The sequence below is a fragment of the Streptomyces hygroscopicus subsp. hygroscopicus genome (assembly GCF_001553455.1).
Taxonomy (GTDB): Bacteria; Actinomycetota; Actinomycetes; order Streptomycetales; family Streptomycetaceae; genus Streptomyces; species Streptomyces hygroscopicus.
Genome location: NZ_BBOX01000248.1, coordinates 1 through 19,548, shown reverse-complemented (window position 1 = coordinate 19,548; position 19,548 = coordinate 1). Strand labels below are relative to the sequence as shown.

19 protein-coding genes and 1 pseudogene are annotated in these 19,548 nt (G+C 73.6%); 9 read left to right on the top strand and 11 right to left on the bottom strand.

Annotated elements, in window-relative coordinates:
* Nucleotides 1-20 precede the first annotated feature (20 nt).
* A complete protein-coding gene (locus AXW62_RS24285) occupies nucleotides 21-1,202 on the top strand; it encodes a class I SAM-dependent methyltransferase (protein WP_060946387.1) in 1,182 nt (393 codons plus the stop codon).
* Nucleotides 1,203-1,560: 358 nt separating this feature from the next.
* Here AXW62_RS24285 and AXW62_RS24280 read toward each other — a convergent pair whose 3' ends face one another.
* Complete coding sequence (locus AXW62_RS24280; RefSeq protein WP_060946374.1) at nucleotides 1,561-2,031, bottom strand: ATP-binding protein; 471 nt, start codon at nucleotides 2,029-2,031, stop codon at nucleotides 1,561-1,563.
* 158 nt (nucleotides 2,032-2,189) lie between these two features.
* Here AXW62_RS24280 and AXW62_RS24275 point away from each other — a divergent pair, with 158 nt between their 5' ends.
* The 3 genes from AXW62_RS24275 to AXW62_RS24265 all read left to right on the top strand — a co-directional run bounded on the left by AXW62_RS24275 (nucleotide 2,190) and on the right by AXW62_RS24265 (nucleotide 3,764).
* Nucleotides 2,190-3,041 (top strand): helix-turn-helix domain-containing protein, encoded by an 852-nt coding sequence (locus AXW62_RS24275; RefSeq protein WP_030837396.1) that lies wholly within the window; start codon nucleotides 2,190-2,192, stop codon nucleotides 3,039-3,041.
* Nucleotides 3,042-3,051: 10 nt separating this feature from the next.
* Complete coding sequence (locus AXW62_RS24270; protein ID WP_060946386.1) at nucleotides 3,052-3,264, top strand: DUF397 domain-containing protein; 213 nt, start codon at nucleotides 3,052-3,054, stop codon at nucleotides 3,262-3,264.
* A 182-nt stretch (nucleotides 3,265-3,446) separates the two neighbouring features.
* On the top strand, nucleotides 3,447-3,764 hold the full coding sequence (locus tag AXW62_RS24265; protein WP_060946385.1) for a hypothetical protein: 318 nt from the start codon (nucleotides 3,447-3,449) through the stop codon (nucleotides 3,762-3,764).
* Here AXW62_RS24265 and AXW62_RS24260 read toward each other — a convergent pair.
* Complete coding sequence (locus AXW62_RS24260; RefSeq protein WP_252368705.1) at nucleotides 3,737-4,522, bottom strand: hypothetical protein; 786 nt, start codon at nucleotides 4,520-4,522, stop codon at nucleotides 3,737-3,739. The two genes, AXW62_RS24265 and AXW62_RS24260, sit on opposite strands and share 28 nt — an antisense overlap.
* Before the next feature lie 244 nt (nucleotides 4,523-4,766).
* Between AXW62_RS24260 and AXW62_RS24255 the strand changes: the two genes are divergently transcribed.
* Nucleotides 4,767-5,636, top strand: a complete 870-nt coding sequence (locus AXW62_RS24255; RefSeq protein WP_060946373.1) for a polysaccharide deacetylase family protein — start codon at nucleotides 4,767-4,769, stop codon at nucleotides 5,634-5,636.
* 92 nt (nucleotides 5,637-5,728) lie between these two features.
* Here AXW62_RS24255 and AXW62_RS24250 read toward each other — a convergent pair whose 3' ends face one another.
* On the bottom strand, nucleotides 5,729-6,613 hold the full coding sequence (locus AXW62_RS24250) for an alpha/beta fold hydrolase (protein ID WP_060946372.1): 885 nt from the start codon (nucleotides 6,611-6,613) through the stop codon (nucleotides 5,729-5,731).
* Nucleotides 6,614-6,740: 127 nt separating this feature from the next.
* Here AXW62_RS24250 and AXW62_RS24245 point away from each other — a divergent pair, with 127 nt between their 5' ends.
* Nucleotides 6,741-8,702: an AfsR/SARP family transcriptional regulator gene (locus tag AXW62_RS24245; RefSeq protein WP_060946371.1), complete on the top strand. Its 1,962-nt coding sequence runs from the start codon at nucleotides 6,741-6,743 to the stop codon at nucleotides 8,700-8,702.
* A gap of 339 nt (nucleotides 8,703-9,041) precedes the next feature.
* On the opposite strand, the gene AXW62_RS24240 is transcribed toward AXW62_RS24245, so the two are convergent.
* The 4 genes and pseudogenes from AXW62_RS24240 to tsaB all read right to left on the bottom strand — a co-directional run bounded on the left by AXW62_RS24240 (nucleotide 9,042) and on the right by tsaB (nucleotide 11,875).
* A complete protein-coding gene (locus AXW62_RS24240; protein ID WP_030837383.1) occupies nucleotides 9,042-9,305 on the bottom strand; it encodes a hypothetical protein in 264 nt (87 codons plus the stop codon).
* Nucleotides 9,302-10,438 (bottom strand): tRNA (adenosine(37)-N6)-threonylcarbamoyltransferase complex transferase subunit TsaD, encoded by a 1,137-nt coding sequence (gene tsaD, locus AXW62_RS24235; protein ID WP_060946370.1) that lies wholly within the window; start codon nucleotides 10,436-10,438, stop codon nucleotides 9,302-9,304. Before tsaD ends, AXW62_RS24240 begins: the two co-directional genes overlap by 4 nt.
* Before the next feature lie 277 nt (nucleotides 10,439-10,715).
* A pseudogene (gene rimI, locus AXW62_RS24230) lies at nucleotides 10,716-11,180 on the bottom strand (ribosomal protein S18-alanine N-acetyltransferase); the annotation flags it as partial.
* Nucleotides 11,181-11,206: 26 nt separating this feature from the next.
* The gene (gene tsaB, locus AXW62_RS24225) at nucleotides 11,207-11,875 is read right to left on the bottom strand and encodes a tRNA (adenosine(37)-N6)-threonylcarbamoyltransferase complex dimerization subunit type 1 TsaB (protein ID WP_060946369.1); all 669 of its coding nucleotides are present in this window, start codon (nucleotides 11,873-11,875) and stop codon (nucleotides 11,207-11,209) included.
* A gap of 193 nt (nucleotides 11,876-12,068) precedes the next feature.
* On the opposite strand from tsaB, the gene AXW62_RS24220 reads away from it, so the two are divergent.
* Nucleotides 12,069-12,608: a hypothetical protein gene (locus AXW62_RS24220; RefSeq protein ID WP_244503191.1), complete on the top strand. Its 540-nt coding sequence runs from the start codon at nucleotides 12,069-12,071 to the stop codon at nucleotides 12,606-12,608.
* A 417-nt stretch (nucleotides 12,609-13,025) separates the two neighbouring features.
* Here AXW62_RS24220 and AXW62_RS24215 read toward each other — a convergent pair whose 3' ends face one another.
* The 4 genes from AXW62_RS24215 to alr all read right to left on the bottom strand — a co-directional run bounded on the left by AXW62_RS24215 (nucleotide 13,026) and on the right by alr (nucleotide 16,873).
* Nucleotides 13,026-13,211: a hypothetical protein gene (locus tag AXW62_RS24215; protein WP_060946368.1), complete on the bottom strand. Its 186-nt coding sequence runs from the start codon at nucleotides 13,209-13,211 to the stop codon at nucleotides 13,026-13,028.
* A 397-nt stretch (nucleotides 13,212-13,608) separates the two neighbouring features.
* The gene (gene tsaE, locus AXW62_RS24210; RefSeq protein ID WP_060946367.1) at nucleotides 13,609-14,127 is read right to left on the bottom strand and encodes a tRNA (adenosine(37)-N6)-threonylcarbamoyltransferase complex ATPase subunit type 1 TsaE; all 519 of its coding nucleotides are present in this window, start codon (nucleotides 14,125-14,127) and stop codon (nucleotides 13,609-13,611) included.
* 374 nt (nucleotides 14,128-14,501) lie between these two features.
* Nucleotides 14,502-15,716, bottom strand: coding sequence for an alpha/beta fold hydrolase (locus AXW62_RS24205; RefSeq protein ID WP_060946366.1), 1,215 nt, complete (start codon nucleotides 15,714-15,716; stop codon nucleotides 14,502-14,504).
* Between the two features lie 2 nt (nucleotides 15,717-15,718).
* Nucleotides 15,719-16,873 carry an alanine racemase gene (gene alr, locus AXW62_RS24200; protein WP_060946365.1) on the bottom strand — a complete coding sequence of 385 codons (1,155 nt, stop codon included), beginning with the start codon at nucleotides 16,871-16,873 and terminating at the stop codon, nucleotides 15,719-15,721.
* A gap of 112 nt (nucleotides 16,874-16,985) precedes the next feature.
* Here alr and AXW62_RS24195 point away from each other — a divergent pair, with 112 nt between their 5' ends.
* On the top strand, nucleotides 16,986-18,431 hold the full coding sequence (locus tag AXW62_RS24195; protein ID WP_060946364.1) for a bifunctional ADP-dependent NAD(P)H-hydrate dehydratase/NAD(P)H-hydrate epimerase: 1,446 nt from the start codon (nucleotides 16,986-16,988) through the stop codon (nucleotides 18,429-18,431).
* Between the two features lie 494 nt (nucleotides 18,432-18,925).
* Nucleotides 18,926-19,291: a hypothetical protein gene (locus AXW62_RS24190; protein WP_060946363.1), complete on the top strand. Its 366-nt coding sequence runs from the start codon at nucleotides 18,926-18,928 to the stop codon at nucleotides 19,289-19,291.
* The last annotated feature ends 257 nt before the right edge of the window (nucleotides 19,292-19,548 follow it).

Here is a 19,548-nt window from a genome sequence, read left to right as displayed (position 1 = left end):
CCTCCCTGGGAGCGGGGAGAATAGGCCATGTGGACGTTGACGCCTTCGACTCACTGCTCGGCGACGAGGGGCAGGCGCTGCTCTCCGTGCTCCGCGACTACGACCCGGCGCGGGAGCTCGCCACCGCGACCCGGCTGCGCCGCGACCATCCCCCGGCGCTGGTCTCGGCGGCCCTGACCCAGGCCGAGCTGCGGCAGCGGGCGGTGGCCAAATTCGGTCCCGAGGACGCGTACCGCATGTACTTCACGCCGAACGGCGTCGAGCAGTCCACCCGCACCTCCGTCGCCGCGTACCGCGCCTCCCGCTTCGCCGACTTCGGCGTCCGCCACGTGGCCGATCTGTGCTGCGGGATCGGCGGCGACGCGCTCGCCCTCGCCCGCGCCGGGATCTCCGTACTCGCCGTCGACCGCGATCCGCTGACCTGCGCCGTCGCCCGCGCCAACGCCGAGGCGCTCGGCCTGGCCGACCTCATCGAGGTCCGCTGCGCAGATGTCACCGACATCGACACCCGGCCCTTCGACGCGGTCTTCGTCGACCCGGCCCGGCGCGGCGGCCGGGGCCGCGTCTTCGACCCCGAGGCGTACTCCCCGCCCCTCTCCTGGGCCGTCGAGGCCGCCCGCACCACCCCACGCGCCGCCCTCAAGATCGCCCCCGGCGTTCCGCACGAGGCGATCCCCGAGGACGCGGAGGCCGAGTGGATCTCGGACCACGGCCATGTGAAGGAGGCCGTCCTGTGGTTCGGCACCGCCCGCCCGGGGCTGCGCCGCGCCACCCTGCTGCCGGCCGGCCACACCCTCATCGGCACCCCGCACCTCCCGGGCCCCGGCCCCGGCCCGGTCGGCCGCTGGCTCTACGAACCGGACGGCGCGGTCATCCGCGCCCATCTGGTCGCCGATGTCGCGGCCCGCGTCGGGGGCCGTCTGATCGACCCGACGATCGCCTACATCACGACGGACGAGCTGCGCCCGACGCCGTTCGCCACCGCGTACGAGATCACGGACGTGCTGCCCTTCAACCTCAAGAGGCTCAAGGCGCTGCTGCGGGAGCGGGAAGTCGGCATCGCGACCATCAAGAAGCGCGGTTCGGCGGTCGAGCCGGAGCAGCTCCGCAAGAAGCTCCGCCTCGAAGGGGGGAACGCCTGCACCATCGTGCTGACGCGGTCGGAGGGCTCCCCCACGATGCTTCTGGGCCACCCCGCCTGAGCCCCGCTCGGGCGGAGTGACGGGCCCGTCCGGTGGGGATCGCGGTCGGCTCCGCTCCGGCTGCGCTCCGGCCCCGCCCTGGCGGAGGTTCGCGGCTCGCCCCGGCGGTTCGCCGCGACCTCGCGCCGGTGCACCGCCCCGGGCCCCGTCCCGGCGGAACGCCGCAGCCCCGCACCGGCGGGGCGTCGCGGGCCCCACACCGGCAAACGTCGCGGCTCGCACCGGCGGACCGCCCCGAGCCACGCACCGGCAGGACGTACAGGCCCCGCCCCGGCAGGACGTACAGCGCCCGCACCAGCGGGCTCGTGCAGCGCCCGCCCCGGCGGGGCGTCGCGGGCCCGCGACGCCTCGCCGGGGCCTAGTTGTGGCCGTCCTCCTCCTTGACCGCCAGCTCGAACCAGACCCCCTTGGCGTACCGCCCCGCCACGTCCCCCTCCGCCGTTCCCCATGCGTCCGCCAGGGCTGCCACCAGTCCGAGACCGCGACCGTACAGGCGGTCGCCCACGGGGAGGCGGGCGGCGGTGGGGAGTTCGGCCGAGGCGTCGTAGACCAGGACCCGGCAGCGGGGCGGCTCGATCACCACGCGCAGCGTCACGGAGTCGCCCTCGGCGTGCAGAAAGGCGTTGGTGGCCAGTTCCGAGGTGCACAGCGTCGCCACATCGGCCAGTTCCTCCTGCCCCACGGAGTTCAGGACACAGGCGACGAAGTCCCGGCAGACCTTGGCGGAGGTCGCCTGGCGGCCGCTCTGGAGGGTGTAGACGTACGGGTCCTGGGAGGGAACGGACGGCTGGGGAGGGGGACGGTCGTCGGACTCGTGATCGGAATCCATGGGGCAACTCCCTGTGAAGGGGCCGACAGCGCGCGTACCGTTACGGCGATCAACGCGCGGTAGCGGCAACGAAGTCCACGGTAGGGCAGCGATGCAAACAACTGCTACGGTCCCGTTGAATTTCCTCGACATTTACCCCGTGGGGGTTACGGAGGGCCATGCCACCCAGAAGCGTCCCGACCGCGCGTCAAGTCCGGCTCGGAACAGAATTGAGAAGAATGCGCGAGGACGCGGGCCTCAGCATCCAGGAGGCCGCCGACCGGCTGGGTATCAACCGCACCCACATCACCAACCTGGAGCTCGCCCGGTTCGGGGTGAGCGAGGAGCGGGTCCGCGCCCTCGCCGCCATCTACGCCTGCCCGGACAGCGCGTACGTCGACGCGCTCGTCGCCATGGCCCGGGAGCGCAAGGGCGGCTGGTGGGAGGAGTACCGAGGCCATATCGCCACCGGCGGGCTCGACCTTGCCGAGCTGGAGTACTACGCCACGAGCCTGCGGGTGCTGGAAATCATGCATATGCCCGGCCTGTTGCAGACGGAGGAGTACGCGCGGGCGGTGCTCAGCTACACCGTCCCGCAGTGGTCCGCCACGGATCTGCGGCGCAGGCTCTCCCACCGCATGAAGCGCCGCGACATCCTGGACCGGGACGATCCGCCGCCGTGCACCTTCATCATCCACGAGGCGGCGCTGCGCATGCGGTTCGGCACGGCCCACGTCCTGCGCGCCCAGCTGGAGAGCCTGCTGGAGTCCTCCGAGCGCGAGAACGTCACCGTGCGGGTACTGACCTTCGAGGCCGGAGGGTTCCATGTGCCCGGACTCTCGGTCACCTACGCCCATGGCGCGGTCCCCCAGCTCGACACCGCCCAGCTCGACGCCGCGCACGGACCGGTCTTCCTCGACGCGCAGTCCCAGCTCGCCAACCACCGTGGCGTCCTGGACCGCACGACCGAGGCGGCCCTCTCCGTGGAGGAGTCACGTGATTTCATTCGTGACATCGCTCAGCGGACGTGAAGGCGTGGAGATGACCGAGGTCAACTGGCAGAAATCTACCTATTCCAGCGCGGGGGACGGCAACTCCTGTATAGAACTCGCCTTCATGGGCCGGACCGTCGCCCTCCGCGAGAGCGACGACCCCCGCACCGTCGTGACCACGACCCCCGCGAAGCTGGGAGCCATGCTCCGCTCCATCAAGGCGGGGCACCTCGACCACCTCGCGGCGATACCGGAGACGTGAACTCCGGGCGGACTCGAGGACATCGACGTCCCCGCCCGGACCGGGGACACTCGGTGCGATGACCCACCACGCCGGGCCGATCGACCGAGGAGAAACTCCGGGTGGCTCTCCACACCGGCCCCGGTCATGGCACGATCATCCCGCTAATGGGCCGATCGGAGGGTGGCAGGGACGGATGGGACATGAGTAAAGACAAACTGTCCGTATCGGATCAGGAACTGTCGGATCTCATCAAAGACCTTGAGGGGATGCTCAGTTATCTCGAGGAGCAGATCGAGCGTCTCGGCCATCTGAGGCAGTCGGTCGACCCGGACGACCACAAGGGGCCCGCCGCCGCCGCGTACAAGAAGCTGGAGCGCGACGCCTATATGGATGCCGTGCGGATCAGGCAGCTGCTGACCCGCATCGAGGAGTCCGCCAAGCAGCGCGGGGAGAGCCCGAGTGAGCGGTACGAGGAGCTGCGGAACCGCTTTCAGTCACTGCAGAAGTCGTCGCCGTAGCCGGTGGTGCCCGGACCGCGGGTGTCCGAACCGCGGGTGCCGCGACCGCCGGTGCCGCGACCACCGACACCAGCACCGCCGACACCCGCACCGCCGCTGTCCGCACCGCCGAAACACGCACCGCCACCGCCCGCACCGCCGGTTTCCGGACCGCCGGTGCCTGGGCCGAGTTCACGGCTGACCAGGCGGTAGTAGTCGATCGCCTTGGCCATGCCGAGCCCTCCGGCTGCCGTGAAGACGATGCCGATACCGGCCTCGGTGCCGAAGCCGTCGCCGCCGTCCGTGAAGACGGCGGCGCCGCCCAGCACCAGCCCGAGGCAGGTCAGCACGATGGACGGGCCCAGCCAGAGGAGCGCGCCGCCGGAGACGCGCCAGTGCGGCAGGGTCTGGGGATCGCGTTCCAGCTCCGCCCAGTCACGCAGGCACGCACCCACGAAGACGTCGCGCCGGATGCCCGACACCACCCCGAGGCTGGAGGGGACCGTGGCGCCCAGCGCGAGGCCCAGGAAGATGACGCCCAGGATGTGCTCGATGATCTCGCCCTTCACCAGGAACTGGAATCCCGACACCGCGAGGGTCCAGCCCAGCGCGAAGACGATCGTGGACAGCCACAACAGCAGCGCCCGGTGCGGCGCCAGGTACCAGCGCGCCAGCGCCCCCATCGCCCGCGCCCGCGCGTCGAGCAGCCCGGCGCGGTCGTTCCACGGCCGCTCGTCCGGGGCGGGCGGCGGTGGCGGAAGCTCGTTGGGCGACGTCATGGCGTCCTTCCTCCAGGCACTCATGGCGCACTGATGGCGCACTCGTGGCGCTCGCGGGCGCGCTGATGACGCTCGCGGCGCTCGTGGCACAGCGGTACACGGCCGACGCAGTCTTTCAGCTCGCGCGTACGGAGGTTCCGCCCATGGCCTTCCGTGCCCGAATACCCTCCCTTGACCTTCTCACTTATGTGAGGGTTTCACGATGCCCATCGAGCGAACTCCACCGCGCACGAGGTGATCCCTGATGGACAACCAGCTCTTCGACTACAGCCCGATCGTCGAACGCGAGCCGATCCACTGGCCAGGCGGCGCCCGGGTGGCCTTCTACGTGGGGCTGAACGTCGAGCACTACGAGATCGACCGCCCCTCGACCAGTATCTTCCCCGACACCAAGGCGCTGGCGCCCGACCCGCTGAACTACGGGTGGCGGGACTACGGGCCCCGAGTGGGGATCTGGCGGCTGATCGAGAGCCTGGACCGGCACCGGGTGCGGGCGAGCGTGATGCTCAACTCCGACGTCGCCGAGCGCTACCCGCAGATCGTCCGGGCCGGCCGGGAGCGCGACTGGGCGTGGGCAGCACATGGCAAGAACAACTCCATCCTCCAGGCCGGTATGTCCCTGGAGGAGGAGCGCGCCTATCTCACCGAGGTGGTCGACACCATCGAGAAGGCCACCGGCCGCAGGCCGCGCGGCTGGCTGGGGCCGGCGCTGACCGAGACCTTCCGGACGCCGGAGCTGCTGGCCGAGCTGGGGCTGCGGTACGTACTGGACTGGGCCAACGACGACCAGCCGTACCGCCTGAACGTGCCCGGCATGCTGAGCGTGCCGTATTCGATCGAGGTCAACGACATCCAGCTGTTCGTCGGGAAGAGCCTCAGCGGGCCGGACTTCGTCCGGATCGTCAAGGACCAGCTGGACCAGCTCTACGCCGACGCGGCCACCAGCGGGCGGGTGATGTCACTGGTCCTGCATCCGTTCGTGATCAACCAGCCGTTCCGGCACAGGTACGTGGACCAGGCGCTGGAGTACGTCGTGAACCACCCCGGAGTGTGGGTGACGACGAGCGACGAGATCGCCGATCACTACGCCCGGACGGCCGAGGGCGCGGCGTAACGGCGTCCCGCCGCGACGACGCGACGGCGCAACAGCGCAAGGACCCAACAGAGCAATCGCGCGACCGCGCGACCGCGCAACGACGTGATCGTCTAGCGGGCGAGCAGCGCCCGCAGGGCCTTGGCGACGTCGGCGGGTGCCTCCTCCGCCATGAAGTGGCCGTAGCCGACGGTGGAGTGCTCCAGGTCCGAGGCCCAGGCACGCCACACTGCCGCCGCGTCATAGCCGAGGGCGGCGCCCCAGTCCTGCTGGAGCACGGTGACCGGCATCGTCAGCCGGCGGCCCTCGGCCCGGTCGGCCCGGTCGTGATCGACGTCGATACCGGCGGAGGCGCGGTAGTCGGCCACGATCGACGGCACCGCGGCGCGGCAGGCGTCCAGATAGGCGGCGCGGACCTCGGCGGGGATGGCCGTCGGGTCGCCCGTCCACAGGTCGAGGAAGTGGCCGAAGAAGTCGTCCGGGCAGGCGGAGATCATCCGCTCGGGCAGCCCCGGGGGCTGGGCCATCAGATACAGGTGGAAGCCGACGGCGGCCGTGGTGCCGCGCATCACGTCCCACATGTCGAGGGTCGGCAGCACGTCCAGACAGGCCAGATGGGTGATCACCGAAGGGTGGTCGAGACCGGCCCGGAAGGCGACCAGGGCACCGCGGTCGTGGCCGGCCAGGGCGAAGCGGTCATGGCCGAGGGCGCGGGCGAGGGCGACGACGTCGGCGGCCATGGTGCGCTTGGCGTAACCGGCGCCGTCGGCAGCGTCGGCGGCCGGTTTGTCGCTGGCGCCGTAGCCGCGCAGGTCGGGGCAGATCACGGTGTGGTCGGCCGCGAGATCAGTGGCGACGTGCCGCCACATCAGGTGGGTCTGCGGGAAGCCGTGCAGCAGCACGACGGGGCTGCCCGAGCCCGCGACGGCGACGTTCAGGGACACGCCGTCGGCGACGGGGACGCGCCGGTAGTCGAAGCCGGGGATGACAGGGGCCATGGTCGTTGCCTTTCATGAGGTGGATGACGCGGGTGGCGTCGTCGGCCGGGGCCGGCCGGAGTGGTCCGGATGCCTGTCAGCCTGCCGGGCGCGGATGAGCATCCGGTCAGCGCGCTACCGTGGCCCCATGCGGGTCTGGTTCGGGGTGCTGGGGCCGGTGGTGGCCCGGGACGCCGAAGGGAACGCCATCGCGCTCAAGGGGCCACGGCACCGGGCGGTGCTGGCCCGGCTGATCGTCGCCCGCCGCCGTGTCGTCCCCGTCTCCCGGCTGGTCGAGGACCTGTGGGTCGAGCCACCGCCGGGGGCGGTGGGTGCGGTGCGTACGTTCGTGGCCGCGTTGCGCCGCGCGCTGGAGCCGCAGCGTCCGCCCCGCGCCCCGTCCCGGCTGCTGGTCACCGAGGGGCCCGGGTACGCGCTGCGCGCCGGGACGGACACGGTGGACGCCTGGCGCTTCGAACAGGACGTGGCCGCCGCCGCGACCCTGCCGCCGGACGAGGCGTCGGCGCGGCTGGCGGAGGCGCTGGGCCGGTGGCGCGGACCGGCGTACGCGGAGTTCGCCGACGAGGACTGGGCCCGGGGCGAACGCTCCCGGCTGGCGGAGCTGCGGCTGCACGCCGTCGAGCGGCAGGCGGAGGCCCGGCTGGCGCTGGGCCTGGCCGCCGAGGCGGTACCGGACCTGGAGGCACATCTGGCCGAGCACCCCTGGCGCGAGGGCGCCTGGCGGGTGCTGGCCCTCGCGCTGTACCGCACCGGCCGCCAGGGCGACGCGCTGGCGGTGCTGCGCCGGGCCCGGACGCTGCTGGTCGAAGAGCTGGGCCTGGACCCGGGCCCGGAACTGCGCCGACTGGAGACGGACATCCTCGGCCAGGCGCCCCACCTGGACCCCGGCACGGCGCCGGGCGGGGCGGCGGCCCGGGTGTGGGCGGAAGCGACCGCCGCCTACGACCGCACCGTGGCCTCCGGCGCGCGGACCCGGCTGGAGTCGACGGTCGGCCTGCTGCGCGATCTCTCGATGACCGGGGGCGGCGGACTGCGGACGGCCCGGCAGCAGCGCGTGGCGGCCGTCGCGGCGGCGGAGGAACTGGGCGATCCGGAACTGACCGCCCGGGTGATCGGCGCCTATGACGTACCGGCCATCTGGACCCGCCTGGACGACCCGGAGCAGGCAGCGCGCGTCGTGGCAGCGGCGGAACGCACCGTGGCCGCGCTTCCGCCCGGCCGCCACGACGCCGTACGCGCCCGGCTCCTGGCCACGATCGCCGTCGAGTCGCGTGGCGGCCGGTCGCCGCGAGGTGGGCAGGCGGCGCGGGAGGCCGAGGAGATCGCGCGTCGGCTGGACGATCCCGCGCTGCTGGCGTTCGCCCTCAACGGCGTCTTCATCCAGACCTTCGACCGGGCGGGGCTGGCGCCGCGCCGGGACGCCACCGGGGCCGAGCTGATCGCCCTGTCCGCACGGCACGGCCTGGTCACCTTCGAGGTGCTCGGCCATCTCATCCGGCTCCAGGCGCGCAGCGCGCTCGCGGACTTCGCGTCGGCCGACCGGCACGCGGCCTCCGCCGACCGCTTGGGCGAACGCCATGAGCGGCCGCTGGTGGAGGTGTTCACCGCGTGGTACCGGGCGCTGCGGCTCGCCGCGACGGGCCGGACGGCCGAGGCCGAGGCCGCCTACCGGGACGCGGCCACGCGGCTGGACGGCGCCGGGATGCCCGGTCTGGAACACGGTCTGCTGCCGCTCGCGCTGCTCTGTCTGCGCGTGGAGCAGGGGCGGCCCGCCCCGACCGGCGCGGACCTCGACTGGGGGCCGTACGCGCCCTGGGCCCGCCCGCTGGTGCTGCTGGCCCAGGGCCGCCGCGCCGAGGCCGGGGCGGCGCTGCGCACGGTCCCCGACCCGCCCCGCGATCTGCTGCTGGAGGCCCTGTGGTGCCTCACCGGACAGGCGGCCATCGCCCTCGGGGACCGGGAAGCGATGGCGCGTGCCCGCACCGCGCTGGCCCCGGCGGCGGGGGAGCTGGCCGGGGCGGGCAGCGGGCTGCTCACCCTGGGCCCGGTCTCCCGGCACCTCGCCGATCTCACCGAGGCCCTCCGCTGACGGCCAACGGACGGGCGCAGCCGACGCGACACGGCACGGCGCGGCGTCTGGCCCGACCCGGCACGGCACGGCACACGTGGTGCGCCCCTGCCCGACGCGGCACGCGTGGTACGACCCGCCCAACCCGGCGCGGCGCGCGTACTACGGCACACCCGCCCCAGCCGACACCCCACGTCCAGCCCGGCGCCGCACGGCACGAACCCGGACCGCACCGCACGACCCGGGCGCCGCATGGCACGAGCCCGCGCCCGGCCCCGGAGCCGCACAGCACGACACCACCCGGCCCGGCCGATGCCCTGCCCCGTGCCGCCCAGCGCCGCGCGGCGCGGGACCGCCGGATCAGCCCTCGTCCGGGAGCGCCTCGAAGCGCCATCGGTGCACCGCGCGCCGTACCAAGTCCTCCCCGGGCTCGGGGAGTTCCGGCAGTCCCGGGGTGTCGTACGCCCCGTCCCACCAGGTGATGACGAGCACGCGGTCTTCGGGCGCGCGGAAGGTCTCACGGCGTAGCGGGGCCGGGTCGAGGGGCTGGCGGGTGGCCCAGGCCAGCAGTTCCTCGCCCTTCCCCCGCACCGCTCGGGCTTCCCACATCAACGCGACCGTCATGCGTACAGGTTCTTCCGGCTCAGCTCGTGCACATGGTCGTGGGAGTGGGTGTGGGAGTGGGGATGCCCGTCGGCGTCACCGTCGGCGTCCGGGTCCGGCACATGGGGATCGGTCACCGGAAGGGAGGAGTCGGCCGACAGGTCCCAGGCCGAGGCGGACCGCCCGCGCGCCACCATCTCCGCGCCGAGCGCCGCGACCATCGCCCCGTTGTCCGTGCACAGCTTCGGCCGTGGCACCCGCAGGGTGATGCCCGCGTCCTCGCAGCGGCGCTCGGCCATGGCGCGCAGCCGGGAGTTGGCGGCGACGCCACCGCCGATCATCAGGTGCTCCACGCCCTCGTCCTTGCAGGCGCGGACGGCCTTGCGGGTCAGCACGTCCACGACCGCCTCCTGGAAGGAGGCCGAGACATCGGCGACCGGGACCTCCTCCCCCGCCGCCCGCTTCGCCTCGATCCAGCGGGCGACGGCGGTTTTCAGCCCGGAGAAGGAGAAGTCGTACGCGGCGTCGCGCGGACCGGTCAGCCCGCGCGGGAAGGCGATCGCGTCCGGGTTGCCCTCACGGGCGATGCGGTCGATGACGGGGCCGCCGGGGAAGCCCAGGTTCAGCACCCGGGCGATCTTGTCGAACGCCTCCCCCGCCGCGTCGTCGATGGTCGAGCCGAGCGGGCGGACGTCGGCGGTGATGTCCGGTGCCAGGAGCAGCGAGGAGTGGCCACCGCTCACCAGCAGCGCCATCGTCGGCTCCGGCAACGGACCGTGCTCCAGCTGGTCGACGCAGATGTGGGAGGCGAGGTGGTTGACGCCGTAGAGCGGCTTGCCGAGGGCGTAGGCGTACGCCTTCGCCGCCGATACGCCGACCAGCAGCGCACCCGCGAGCCCGGGGCCCGCGGTGACGGCGATGCCGTCGAGGTCGGAGGCGGCGACCCCGGCCTCCTTGAGGGCGCGCTGGATGGTGGGGACCATCGCCTCCAGATGGGCGCGGCTGGCGACCTCGGGGACGACGCCGCCGAAGCGCGCGTGTTCGTCGACGCTGGAGGCGACGGCGTCGGCGAGGAGGGTGTGGCCCCGGACGATGCCGACGCCGGTCTCGTCGCAGGAGGTCTCGATGCCAAGGACGAGGGGTTCGTCAGCCATGGGTCTCGGTTCCTTGTACTGAGGTCGCGGTGGATGCGGCGGGGTTTTCGGGGTTTGCCGTGGACTCGGGGTGCGCGGTGGATGCGGGGTGCGCGGGAGTCGCGGGATGCGCGGGAGTCGCGGGAGTCGCGGGATGCGCGGGGGTCGCGGCGGACGCGGGGTCCTCTGTGCTCGCGGTGGACGCGCTGGTTCCTGCTGAGATTTCCGCGGACGCGCCACCCTCGACGGGCACGTCGCCCTCGACGGACGCGCCGCCCTCCCCCGTGGCCGTTCTCACGCGCATCGCGCCCGCGCCGGTCGTCGCCGGGTCGGACAGCCGCATGACCAGGGCGTCCACATTGCCCGGCTGGTAGTAGCCCCTGCGTATGCCGATGGGCTCGAAGCCGAAGCGCTCGTACAGCCGCTGGGCACGGGCGTTGTCGACCCGCACCTCGAGCAGCACCTCACGGCATTCGAAGGCGGTGGCGGCCGTCAGGAGGTCGGTGAGGAGGCGGGCGCCGAGGCCGGTGCCCCAGTGGTCGCGGGCGGCGGCGATGGTCTGGACGTCGCCGGTCCGGTCGAAGACGGCGAGCCCGGCGTACCCGACCAGCCGGGACCCGCTCTCCGCCACCACATAGTGACGGGTGGCGTCCCGGCCCCGGGCGTGGGCCAGCTCGGACCAGAACATCCCCCGCGACCAGGCGTCCTCGGGGAACAGCTCCTCCTCGAGCTCCATCACCCGGTCCAGATCCCACCAGCGCATCTCGCGCAGCGTCACGGTCGTACCGGTCACTTCGGGGTGACCACCTTGTAGTTCGCGGGCACCTTGGCGTCGGGGCGGCGCAGGTACAGGGGCCGGGGCGGCGGCAGTTCCTCCCCACGGACCAGTTTCCCGGCGGCGAGCGAGGCGAGCGCCCCGGCCGACTGGTACTCCGGCATCCCGGGCGGTACGTCGGCGAAGACGGCCGGGTAGAGCAGCGCGCCCGCGCCCACCGCGGGCAGCCCGGCGACCCGCTCGGCGAGATCGGCGGGATGGTCGACGGCGGGCTCGGTGACACGGGTGCGGGCGTCGTCGTAGCGCGCCCAGTAGACCTCCTTGCGGCGCGCGTCGGTGGCCACGACGAAGGGCCCCTCGAGCCCGGCCTCCCCCGCGGCGTAGGCGATCCCGTCCAGGGTGCACAGCCCGTGGACCGGAACGCCGAGGGCCGCCCCGAAGGTGGCCGCGGTCACCAGACCCACGCGCAGTCCGGTGTACGGGCCGGGGCCCGTCCCGACGACGATCTCCGTCACCGCGCCCAGCTCGGTGCCCGCCTCTTTCAGCGTTCGGTGGACGGCGGGCAGCAGCAGCTCGCCATGGCGCCGGGCGTCCACCTCGGAGGACTCGGCGATCACGGCGGAGCCGTCGTGCAGGGCGACGGTCACGGCGGGGGTGGCGGTATCAAGAGCGAGCAACAGCACGAGGACAGCCTACGGCGCCCCGGAAGGTCGTTCTTTCGCACCGACGGTGGAACAGCTCGGCCCCGGGGCGCCCGGAGCGCGGCGGGGCGGTGGGCGCCGGTGCTACCGTCGCCGTAAGTGTGTACGGACCGTCAGCGCGTTCTGACCGCAGGAGAGGTTTGCCGCCGTGCCAAGGAGCAGTACCGGGCCAGCCGTGGCCGGACTCACCGTCGCCGCGCTGGGCGTCGTCGGCTTCCTCGGCTACCAGGCCGCCGCGACCGCGCCCGACCATCCGACCCAGGCCCGGCCCGGGTCGCACGCCTCCCAGTCCAAGGAGAAGGACAAGGACAGGGCGAGGCAGAAGAAGAAGTCCACCGCCCTCCCGGCCGCCTCCGGCACGGGTGAGCGGGTCGTCTACGCACTGGACGACAAGCGGGTCTGGCTGGTCGGCGCCGACGGTAAGGCCACCCGCACCTTCGAGGTGGGCCCCAGCCCGGCCAGCCCCGACCCGGGCACCTATGCGGTGACGTCCCGCAACGAGGGCGGGGTCGGCTCGGACGGGGTGCAGGTCGAGCACGTCGTCGTCTTCCACTCGGAAGGGGGAGTCGTGTTCGGTTTCAGCGCGGCGGTGGACGGGTCGATGCCGGACCCGAACGCACGCAAGCGGACCGGGGCCGTCCGGGAGAGCCGGGCGGACGGCTCGGCGCTGTGGGAGTTCGCCCAGGTGGGCACGAAGGTCGTCGTCATCCCCTAGTGGGCGGTCAGCGGGCCGTCGACGCGACCCCTCGATTCCCCGGCAGCGGACGCCCCCGATCCCCCGGCAGGGACACCCCCGATCCCCGGGCAGCGGGCGCCCCGATCCCCCCGGCAGGGCACATCCCGGGACGCCCGCGCGAAGAACTCTCGTGCCGAAGCCCCGATCCCCCCGGCAGGGGACGTCCCCCGGCCCCCGGGCACCACGCGCCCCGATTCGCCGGTAGCCGCCGCGCCCCGATTCCCCGGGCAACCGACCCACCCCCGATTCCCCCTGGCGGGCTGACGCACTGCCCCCGGCGGGCCGAAGCACTGGCGCACTGATCCCCTGGCCGACGGACGCATCCGACTGACGCGCCGACTCCCCCGGTCAGCCAGAGCTGACGCGGCTGAGCCGCGTCGCGCGCCTGACGTGGGGCTAGGCCGCGTCCCGCTCTTCGTCGTCCGCCTTGGGCCCGGCGGACGCCGGGGTCTCCTCCTCGGCCGGCCGCGGGGGCGTCGAGACCGCGCTCGCCGCCGCACACGCCGCCAGGAGCTCCGACATCGACGGTGACCGGTCGTCGTCGCGTGCGCCGGTCCCGGCCACGGGGTCGTGGGCCGACATGATGCCTCCTGAGGGTCCTGGGGCAGTCGAGCGGAGTTAGGTAGACCTAACCACGCTCCCTCCCCACCATGTGACCACGGGCGATGCCCGGAATGCAACATCATGCCGACGGCTTGTCGGAAAACTGCCCGGCATCTGCACGGGAGCTCTACGGCGGCGCCTCTCAGCGGGGCGCTGCCCGGCACTGCCGCCCCGGCCCGCCCGGGGCAGTACAGCCCTCCCGCGCACCGACAACGCACCCGACAATGCGCCCCTCACCCCACCCGACGGCAGATCCGCCCGGCGGCACTTCCCCGGCGAGCCACCCCTGTCACGCGCCCAGCGGACCCACCCAGCGGACGCGCCACCCGGCAACGCGACCCCTCACCCCCGCCCGGCGGCAGAGCCCCCCGCACCGCTACCCAGCGAGGGACGCCAGGTCCTCCCCGGCCCAGCGGGGGCCCACGCCCGTCACCACCACGTCCCGTGCGTCGTCCACATCGGCGGCCATCGCGTCCGTGACCGTCGGCTCGCCGCCCACCGTCCGCTGGATCACCACGTGCAGCCGGTCCTCCGACAGCCCCTCGACCTTGCCCTCACCCCACTCCACGGCCACCACCGAATCCGGCAGGGAGACGTCGAGGTCCAGGTCCTCCATCTCGTCGAGGCCGCCGTTCAGCCGGTAGGCGTCGACGTGGACCAGCGGCGGGCCGTCGCCCAGCGAGGGGTGGACCCGGGCGATCACGAAGGTGGGGGAGGTGACGGCGCCACGGACGCCGAGCCCCTCGCCCAGCCCCCGGGTCAGGGTCGTCTTGCCCGCGCCGAGTTCACCGGTGAGCAGCACCAGATCGCCGGGGCGCAGCAGTTTGGCGAGTCTGCGGCCCAGGTCCCGCATCTGGTCGGGAGAGGTGACGGTGATGCGCGTACCTGCGTCCATCTGTCTCCTAGCGCGAGGGCCACCGGCTTCCACCGGCGGCCGTATTGCTTCTCCGGCCCATGGTATTTTCCTTCTGCCCCGGTAAGGACCAGTAAGGACCGGCGAAGACCCGGACCAGTGAAGGCCCGGACCGGTAAAGACCCGGACCGGTAAGGGCCGGTTCGGACCGGGCCGCGACCTTCGGGCAGGAAGCCCCCGCCTTCAGGCGAGGAAGCGGAGTCACCCCCGCCGATGGTCGGACCACGGCGGCGGGGCGCCTCGCACCAGGGGCCTATGCGGCGGCGCGTCGCAGCCGTACGAACGCCGTCAGGCGCGTCGCAGCCGTACGAACGCCGTCAGACAGAGCCTAGCCCCGGGCCGACTCCCGACTCCGCTCAGCCCGATACGCCCCGCTTCGTCCGGTCGCCGGTGCCGTCAACGGCCCGGGAGAGCAGCTCGGTGAGATGGCCGTTGACCACCTCGGGGTGCTCGAGGATCACCAGATGCCCGGCCTCCTCCAGGATCACCAGCTCCGCGCCCGGCAGCAGCTCCGCGATCGCCTCGCTGTGCTCCATCGGGGTGATGAGGTCCTTGTCGCCCGCGAGCACCAGCACCGGCAGCCCGTCGAAGTACGGCAGCGCCGCCGCCTTGTCGTGGGCGATGAACGCCGGATAGAACTCCGCCACCACATCGATCGGCGTCGCCTCGATCAGCCGCTCGGCGAACCGCGCGACCCCCGGGTCCACGTCCTTCGAGCCGAACGAATAGCGCTTGATCAGCCCGGCGAAGAGATCGGCGGTCGCCCGCCGCCCCCGTTCGACCAGGTCGGCCTGCCAGCCCAGCGCCTTGAGCAGGCCGGGCAGCACCCGCCGCACCGCGTTCACCCCGACCACCGGGAGGCCGAAGCTGACCTCGCCCAGCCGGCCCGCCGAGGTGCCGATGAAGGCCGCGCCGATCACCCGCTCGCGCACCAGTTCGGGGTACTGCGCGGCCAGCGCCATCATCGTCATCCCGCCCATGGAGTGGCCGACCAGCACCAGCGGCCCCTCGGGCGCTGCCGCGTCGATCACCGCCTTCAGATCGCGGCCGAGCTGGTCGATGCTGATCGGGTCGCGGGCGCAGCCGCGCGCCGAGCGGCCGTGGCAGCGCTGGTCCCAGTAGACGGTGCGGACCATCTCGCGCAGCGCGGAGCGCTGGAAGTGCCAGGAGTCCTGGCCGAGGCAGTAGCCATGGCTGAAGACGATGGTGACGGGGGCGGGGGCGCGGCGCCCGAACCGCCGCTTGCGCAGCGGCGAGGGCGCGGCGGCGTTCTCCCGCACCTCTTCGACCTCGTAGTACAGCTCGGTGCCGTCGTCGGCGATCGCCGTCCCCGGAGTGCCGCGCAGCGTGCCGTACGGGCCCTCGGCGTCCAGCGCGAGCCGCGCCTTGCGCCGTACGCCGCGGCCGACCGTCAGCCGCTCGAGCGCGACGCCCGCGGCCGCCCCCGCCGCGAGGACGCCGATCGCGGCTCCCGCGAATCCGGCGCCCCGGCGCCAGCTCACGGCTGTGGCCCCCGCCGCGACTCGTGTCGCCATCTCCGCCGTGTTGCCGGCCGTACTCTCGTCGCCCATGGTCAGTTCCCTGTGCCCCCCTGCTCACCCACATAAACGCGGGGGACCCGGGGCGAGATCCGGGTGACGATCTCATAGCCGATCGAGCCCACGGCCCGCGCCCAGTCCTCGACGGTCGGTTCGCCCCGGTCACCCGGGCCGAACAGCACCACCTCGTCGCCCGGCGCGGCGGTGTCGCCGCCCAGGTCCACCACGAACTGGTCCATGGCGACCGTGCCCGCCACGGTCCGCCACTTGCCCGCGAGCAGCACCGGGCCGGTGCCCGAGGCGTGGCGCGGGATGCCGTCCCCGTAACCGACGGGCACCAGCGCCAGGGTCGTCTCACCGGGGGTCACGTAGCGGTGCCCGTAGGACACGCCGTGTCCGCCCGGCACCCGCTTGACGGAGGCGAGCGCGGCGGAGAGCGTCATCACCGGCCGCAGCCCGAAGTCGGCGGGCACGCCGACCTCGGGGCTCGGGGAGATGCCGTAGCTGGCGATGCCGGTCCGGACCAGGTCGAAGTGGGACTCGGGCAGGGTCAGGGTCGCCGGGGAGTTGGCGATGTGCCGCACCTCCGGCCGCAGCCCCGCCCGCTCCGCGTACGCCACCATCTCGCGGAAGACCGACAGCTGGACGGCGATGGACGGGTGGCCCGGCTCGTCCGCGCAGGCGAAGTGGGACCACAGTCCCGTCACCCGAATGGCCCCTTCCGCCTCGGCCGCGCGGGCCTCGGCGACCAGCTCCGGCCAGTCCGCGGGCTGGCAGCCGTTGCGGCCGAGCCCGGTGTCCGCCTTCAGCTGGAGCCGGGCGGTACGGCCACAGGCGCGGGCCGCCGCGACGGCCTCGCGCACCGCCCACAGGCCGCTGGCCGAGACGTCGATGTCCGCCTCGATCGCCTGCCGCCAGGGGCCGCCGGGCGTCCACAGCCAGCACATCAGCCGGCCCATGTCCCCCGCCGCGCGCAGGGCGAACGCCTCCTCGGGCGTGGCCGTGCCCAGCCAGCCCGCGCCCGCCTCACGGGCGGCGCGGGCACAGCGGATCATGCCGTGCCCATAGGCGTCCGACTTGACCACGGTCATCAGCTCGGCGGTGGGCGCCGCGTCGCGCAGCGCCCTTACGTTGGCCCGTAGGGCGGCCAGGTCGACCACGGCACGGGCGCGCATCGGTGTCTCGTCCATCTCCGTCAGTCTCTCAGGCCGCCGGGCCGGACCTTCGGCCGGAATGTGTGCTTCCGAGCAAGGAGTGCCGCTTCCCAGCAAGGAGTGCCCTTCGTTCGGGAGACTATGGGGCATGAGGATTGCCTACAGCGTCGAGACGGTACGGGCCGCCGAGCGCGAACTGATGGCGCGGCTGCCCGCAGGAGCGCTCATGCAGCGCGCGGCGGCGGGGCTCGCGGCCGCCTGCGCCGGCCTGCTGGGCCGGGTGTACGGATCCCGGGTGGCCCTGCTGGTCGGCAGCGGCGACAACGGCGGCGACGCGCTCTACGCGGGCGCCCGGCTGGCCCGGCGCGGCGCCGGGGTCACGGCGGTGCTGCTCACCCCCGACCGGGCCCACCACGGCGGCCTCGCCGCCCTGCGGGCGGCCGGCGGGCGCACGGTGACGGCCGACGCCGGCGAACCGGCCGTCGCCCGCGCCGATCTCGTGATCGACGGGATCGTCGGCATCGGCGGCAAGGGCGGGCTGCGGCCCGACGCGGAACGGCTGGTCCGAGCGGTGCGCGGCACCGTCGTCGCCGTGGACCTGCCCAGCGGGATCGACGCCGACACCGGCGAGGTGCGGGGCTCCTCGGTGCGCGCGGACGCCACGCTCACCTTCGGCGCGTACAAACCGGGGCTGCTCATCGACCCGGGCCACGAGCGGGCGGGCGCCCTGCGCCTGGTCGACATCGGCCTGGCGGAACACCTGCCCGCCGCCCCCGACCTGGAGGCGCTCCAGCACCAGGACGTGGCGGCGCTGCTGCCCCGGCCCACGCCGGAGAGCGACAAGTACCGGCGGGGCGTGGTGGGCGTCGTCGCGGGCTCCGCCCGCTACCCGGGCGCGGCCGTACTGGCGGTCTCGGGCGCGCTGCGCGGCGGCGCGGGGGCGGTGCGCTACGTCGGGCCCGCGGCCGACACGGTCATCGCGCGCTTCCCCGAGACCCTCGTCCACTCCGGCCCCCCGGCCAAGGCGGGCCGGGTCCAGTCGTGGGTCGTCGGCCCCGGCCTCGGCGACGGCGCCGCGGCCAAGCACTCCCTGGACGACGTCCTCGCCTCCGACGTCCCGGTCCTGGTCGACGCCGATGGGCTCCACCTCCTCCCCAGCGGGAGCGACCTGCGCACCCGCGACGCGGCGACGGTCCTCACCCCGCATGCGGGCGAGGCGGCGGCGCTGCTCGGGGTCAGCCGCGAAGAGGTGGAGGCGGGCCGGCTGGCCGCCGTCCGCGCGCTGGCCGAACGTTACGGCGCGACCGTGCTGCTGAAGGGGTCCACCACGCTGATCGCCGCCGAGGGCCAGCCGGTGCGCGTCAACCCCACCGGCACCGGCTGGCTGGCCACGGCGGGCAGCGGCGACGTGCTCTCCGGGCTGATCGGCTCCCTGCTCGCCACGGGCCTCACCGCCCGCGACGCGGCCTCGGCCGGCGCCTACCTGCACGGCCTCGCCGCCCGCCGCACCACGGCCCCGCAGGGGGCGCCCATCGCGGCGTACGACGTGGCGACGGCGCTGACGGAGACGTGGCGGGACGTGCTGGTGGGATGAGGCCGCGGTATGCGGTCGCGGTCCACGATCCGCGATCCGTTGTCCGTGGTTGCAGATGCGAGCGCGGGTGCGGGCATGTGGTGGTTGCTGGCGTGCGCCTGCTGTTTCGTGGTGGTGCCCGGGGCGGGGTGCGGGGGCGCGGCAGGTCCGTGGGTGGGTGCCGGGGGCGGGGCCTCCGGTGCGGCGCCCTGGACCGCATATTTACGGCGCCGGTGCCCGGAACCGTGGGGCGGGCCGGAGATCGGCGCCACACATATGCGTAAGCGTCCAGGACACCACCCCTCCGACCCCACCCCCTCCCGCCGCGTCGGCGACCACCCACCAGCGGCCCCGAAACCCCCGCCCGGCGGTGCGCGCCCCGGTGGCCCGGGTGCCGGGGCTCGTAGACTCCAGACCCTGCGTACGGACTTCGGATGTCTCGCTCGCGATATGCGGGTTGCCGAGTTGGATACCGAGATCAAGTCATTGAGCGCAAACTGACGAAAGGGACAGGGATGTCGCGGACCGAGGGTGCCCGGCTGTTCCGGGAGACGTGGATCGCGGGGGTGCGGCGGCACTTTCCCGGGGAGCCCAAGCCGGGTTATGTGACCCCCTGGGAGGAGACCCCGGAGTGGGAGCGGGCTGCTGCCGGGGCGGTGTACGAGCAGGTGCGGCAGTTCCTGGAGGTGAGCGAGGGGCACGCGGGGCGGCTTACGCGGGAGCAGAAGGGGCGCTTCGTCGCGACGTGCTGGACCGCGCAGATGTACCGGCACTTCGAGGACCCGAAGCCCGGGTACGTCGCCGACTGGCCGGATCTTCCCGGCTGGCAGCAGGAGACGGACGCGAACATCTTCGAGGCGATCGAGAAGGACGTCAGCTGACGCGCGTCCTCGCCTCGGCTTGCCCTTGTCGTACAGCCATCCTGTGAAGAGCTTGCCCGGGGCGGGGTGCGGGGGCGCGGCAGGTCCGTGGGTGGGTGCCGGGGGCGGGGCCTCCGGTGCGGCGCCCTGGACCGCATATTTACGGCGCCGGTGCCCGGAACCGTGGGGCGGGCCGGAGATCGGCGCCACAAATATGCGTAAGCGTCCAGGACACCACCCCTCCGACCCCACCCCCTCCCGCCGTCCCGCGACCACCC

What these genes read in the sequence shown, in the direction of transcription:
- AXW62_RS24250 (WP_060946372.1), bottom strand. Translation starts at nt 6,613, where the DNA reads ATGGCCCCTGTCATCCCCGGCTTCGACTACCGGCGCGTCCCCGTCGCC.
- tsaD (WP_060946370.1), bottom strand. Translation starts at nt 10,438, where the DNA reads ATGGCTGACGAACCCCTCGTCCTTGGCATCGAGACCTCCTGCGACGAG.
- AXW62_RS24265 (WP_060946385.1), top strand. Translation starts at nt 3,447, where the DNA reads ATGAGTAAAGACAAACTGTCCGTATCGGATCAGGAACTGTCGGATCTC.
- AXW62_RS24215 (WP_060946368.1), bottom strand. Translation starts at nt 13,211, where the DNA reads ATGTCGGCCCACGACCCCGTGGCCGGGACCGGCGCACGCGACGACGAC.
- AXW62_RS24205 (WP_060946366.1), bottom strand. Translation starts at nt 15,716, where the DNA reads ATGGGCGACGAGAGTACGGCCGGCAACACGGCGGAGATGGCGACACGA.
- AXW62_RS24240 (WP_030837383.1), bottom strand. Translation starts at nt 9,305, where the DNA reads ATGACGGTCGCGTTGATGTGGGAAGCCCGAGCGGTGCGGGGGAAGGGC.
- AXW62_RS24245 (WP_060946371.1), top strand. Translation starts at nt 6,741, where the DNA reads ATGCGGGTCTGGTTCGGGGTGCTGGGGCCGGTGGTGGCCCGGGACGCC.
- AXW62_RS24280 (WP_060946374.1), bottom strand. Translation starts at nt 2,031, where the DNA reads ATGGATTCCGATCACGAGTCCGACGACCGTCCCCCTCCCCAGCCGTCC.
- AXW62_RS24255 (WP_060946373.1), top strand. Translation starts at nt 4,767, where the DNA reads ATGGACAACCAGCTCTTCGACTACAGCCCGATCGTCGAACGCGAGCCG.
- tsaE (WP_060946367.1), bottom strand. Translation starts at nt 14,127, where the DNA reads ATGGACGCAGGTACGCGCATCACCGTCACCTCTCCCGACCAGATGCGG.
- AXW62_RS24275 (WP_030837396.1), top strand. Translation starts at nt 2,190, where the DNA reads ATGCCACCCAGAAGCGTCCCGACCGCGCGTCAAGTCCGGCTCGGAACA.
- AXW62_RS24270 (WP_060946386.1), top strand. Translation starts at nt 3,052, where the DNA reads ATGACCGAGGTCAACTGGCAGAAATCTACCTATTCCAGCGCGGGGGAC.
- alr (WP_060946365.1), bottom strand. Translation starts at nt 16,873, where the DNA reads ATGGACGAGACACCGATGCGCGCCCGTGCCGTGGTCGACCTGGCCGCC.
- AXW62_RS24190 (WP_060946363.1), top strand. Translation starts at nt 18,926, where the DNA reads ATGTCGCGGACCGAGGGTGCCCGGCTGTTCCGGGAGACGTGGATCGCG.
- AXW62_RS24260 (WP_252368705.1), bottom strand. Translation starts at nt 4,522, where the DNA reads ATGACGTCGCCCAACGAGCTTCCGCCACCGCCGCCCGCCCCGGACGAG.
- AXW62_RS24195 (WP_060946364.1), top strand. Translation starts at nt 16,986, where the DNA reads ATGAGGATTGCCTACAGCGTCGAGACGGTACGGGCCGCCGAGCGCGAA.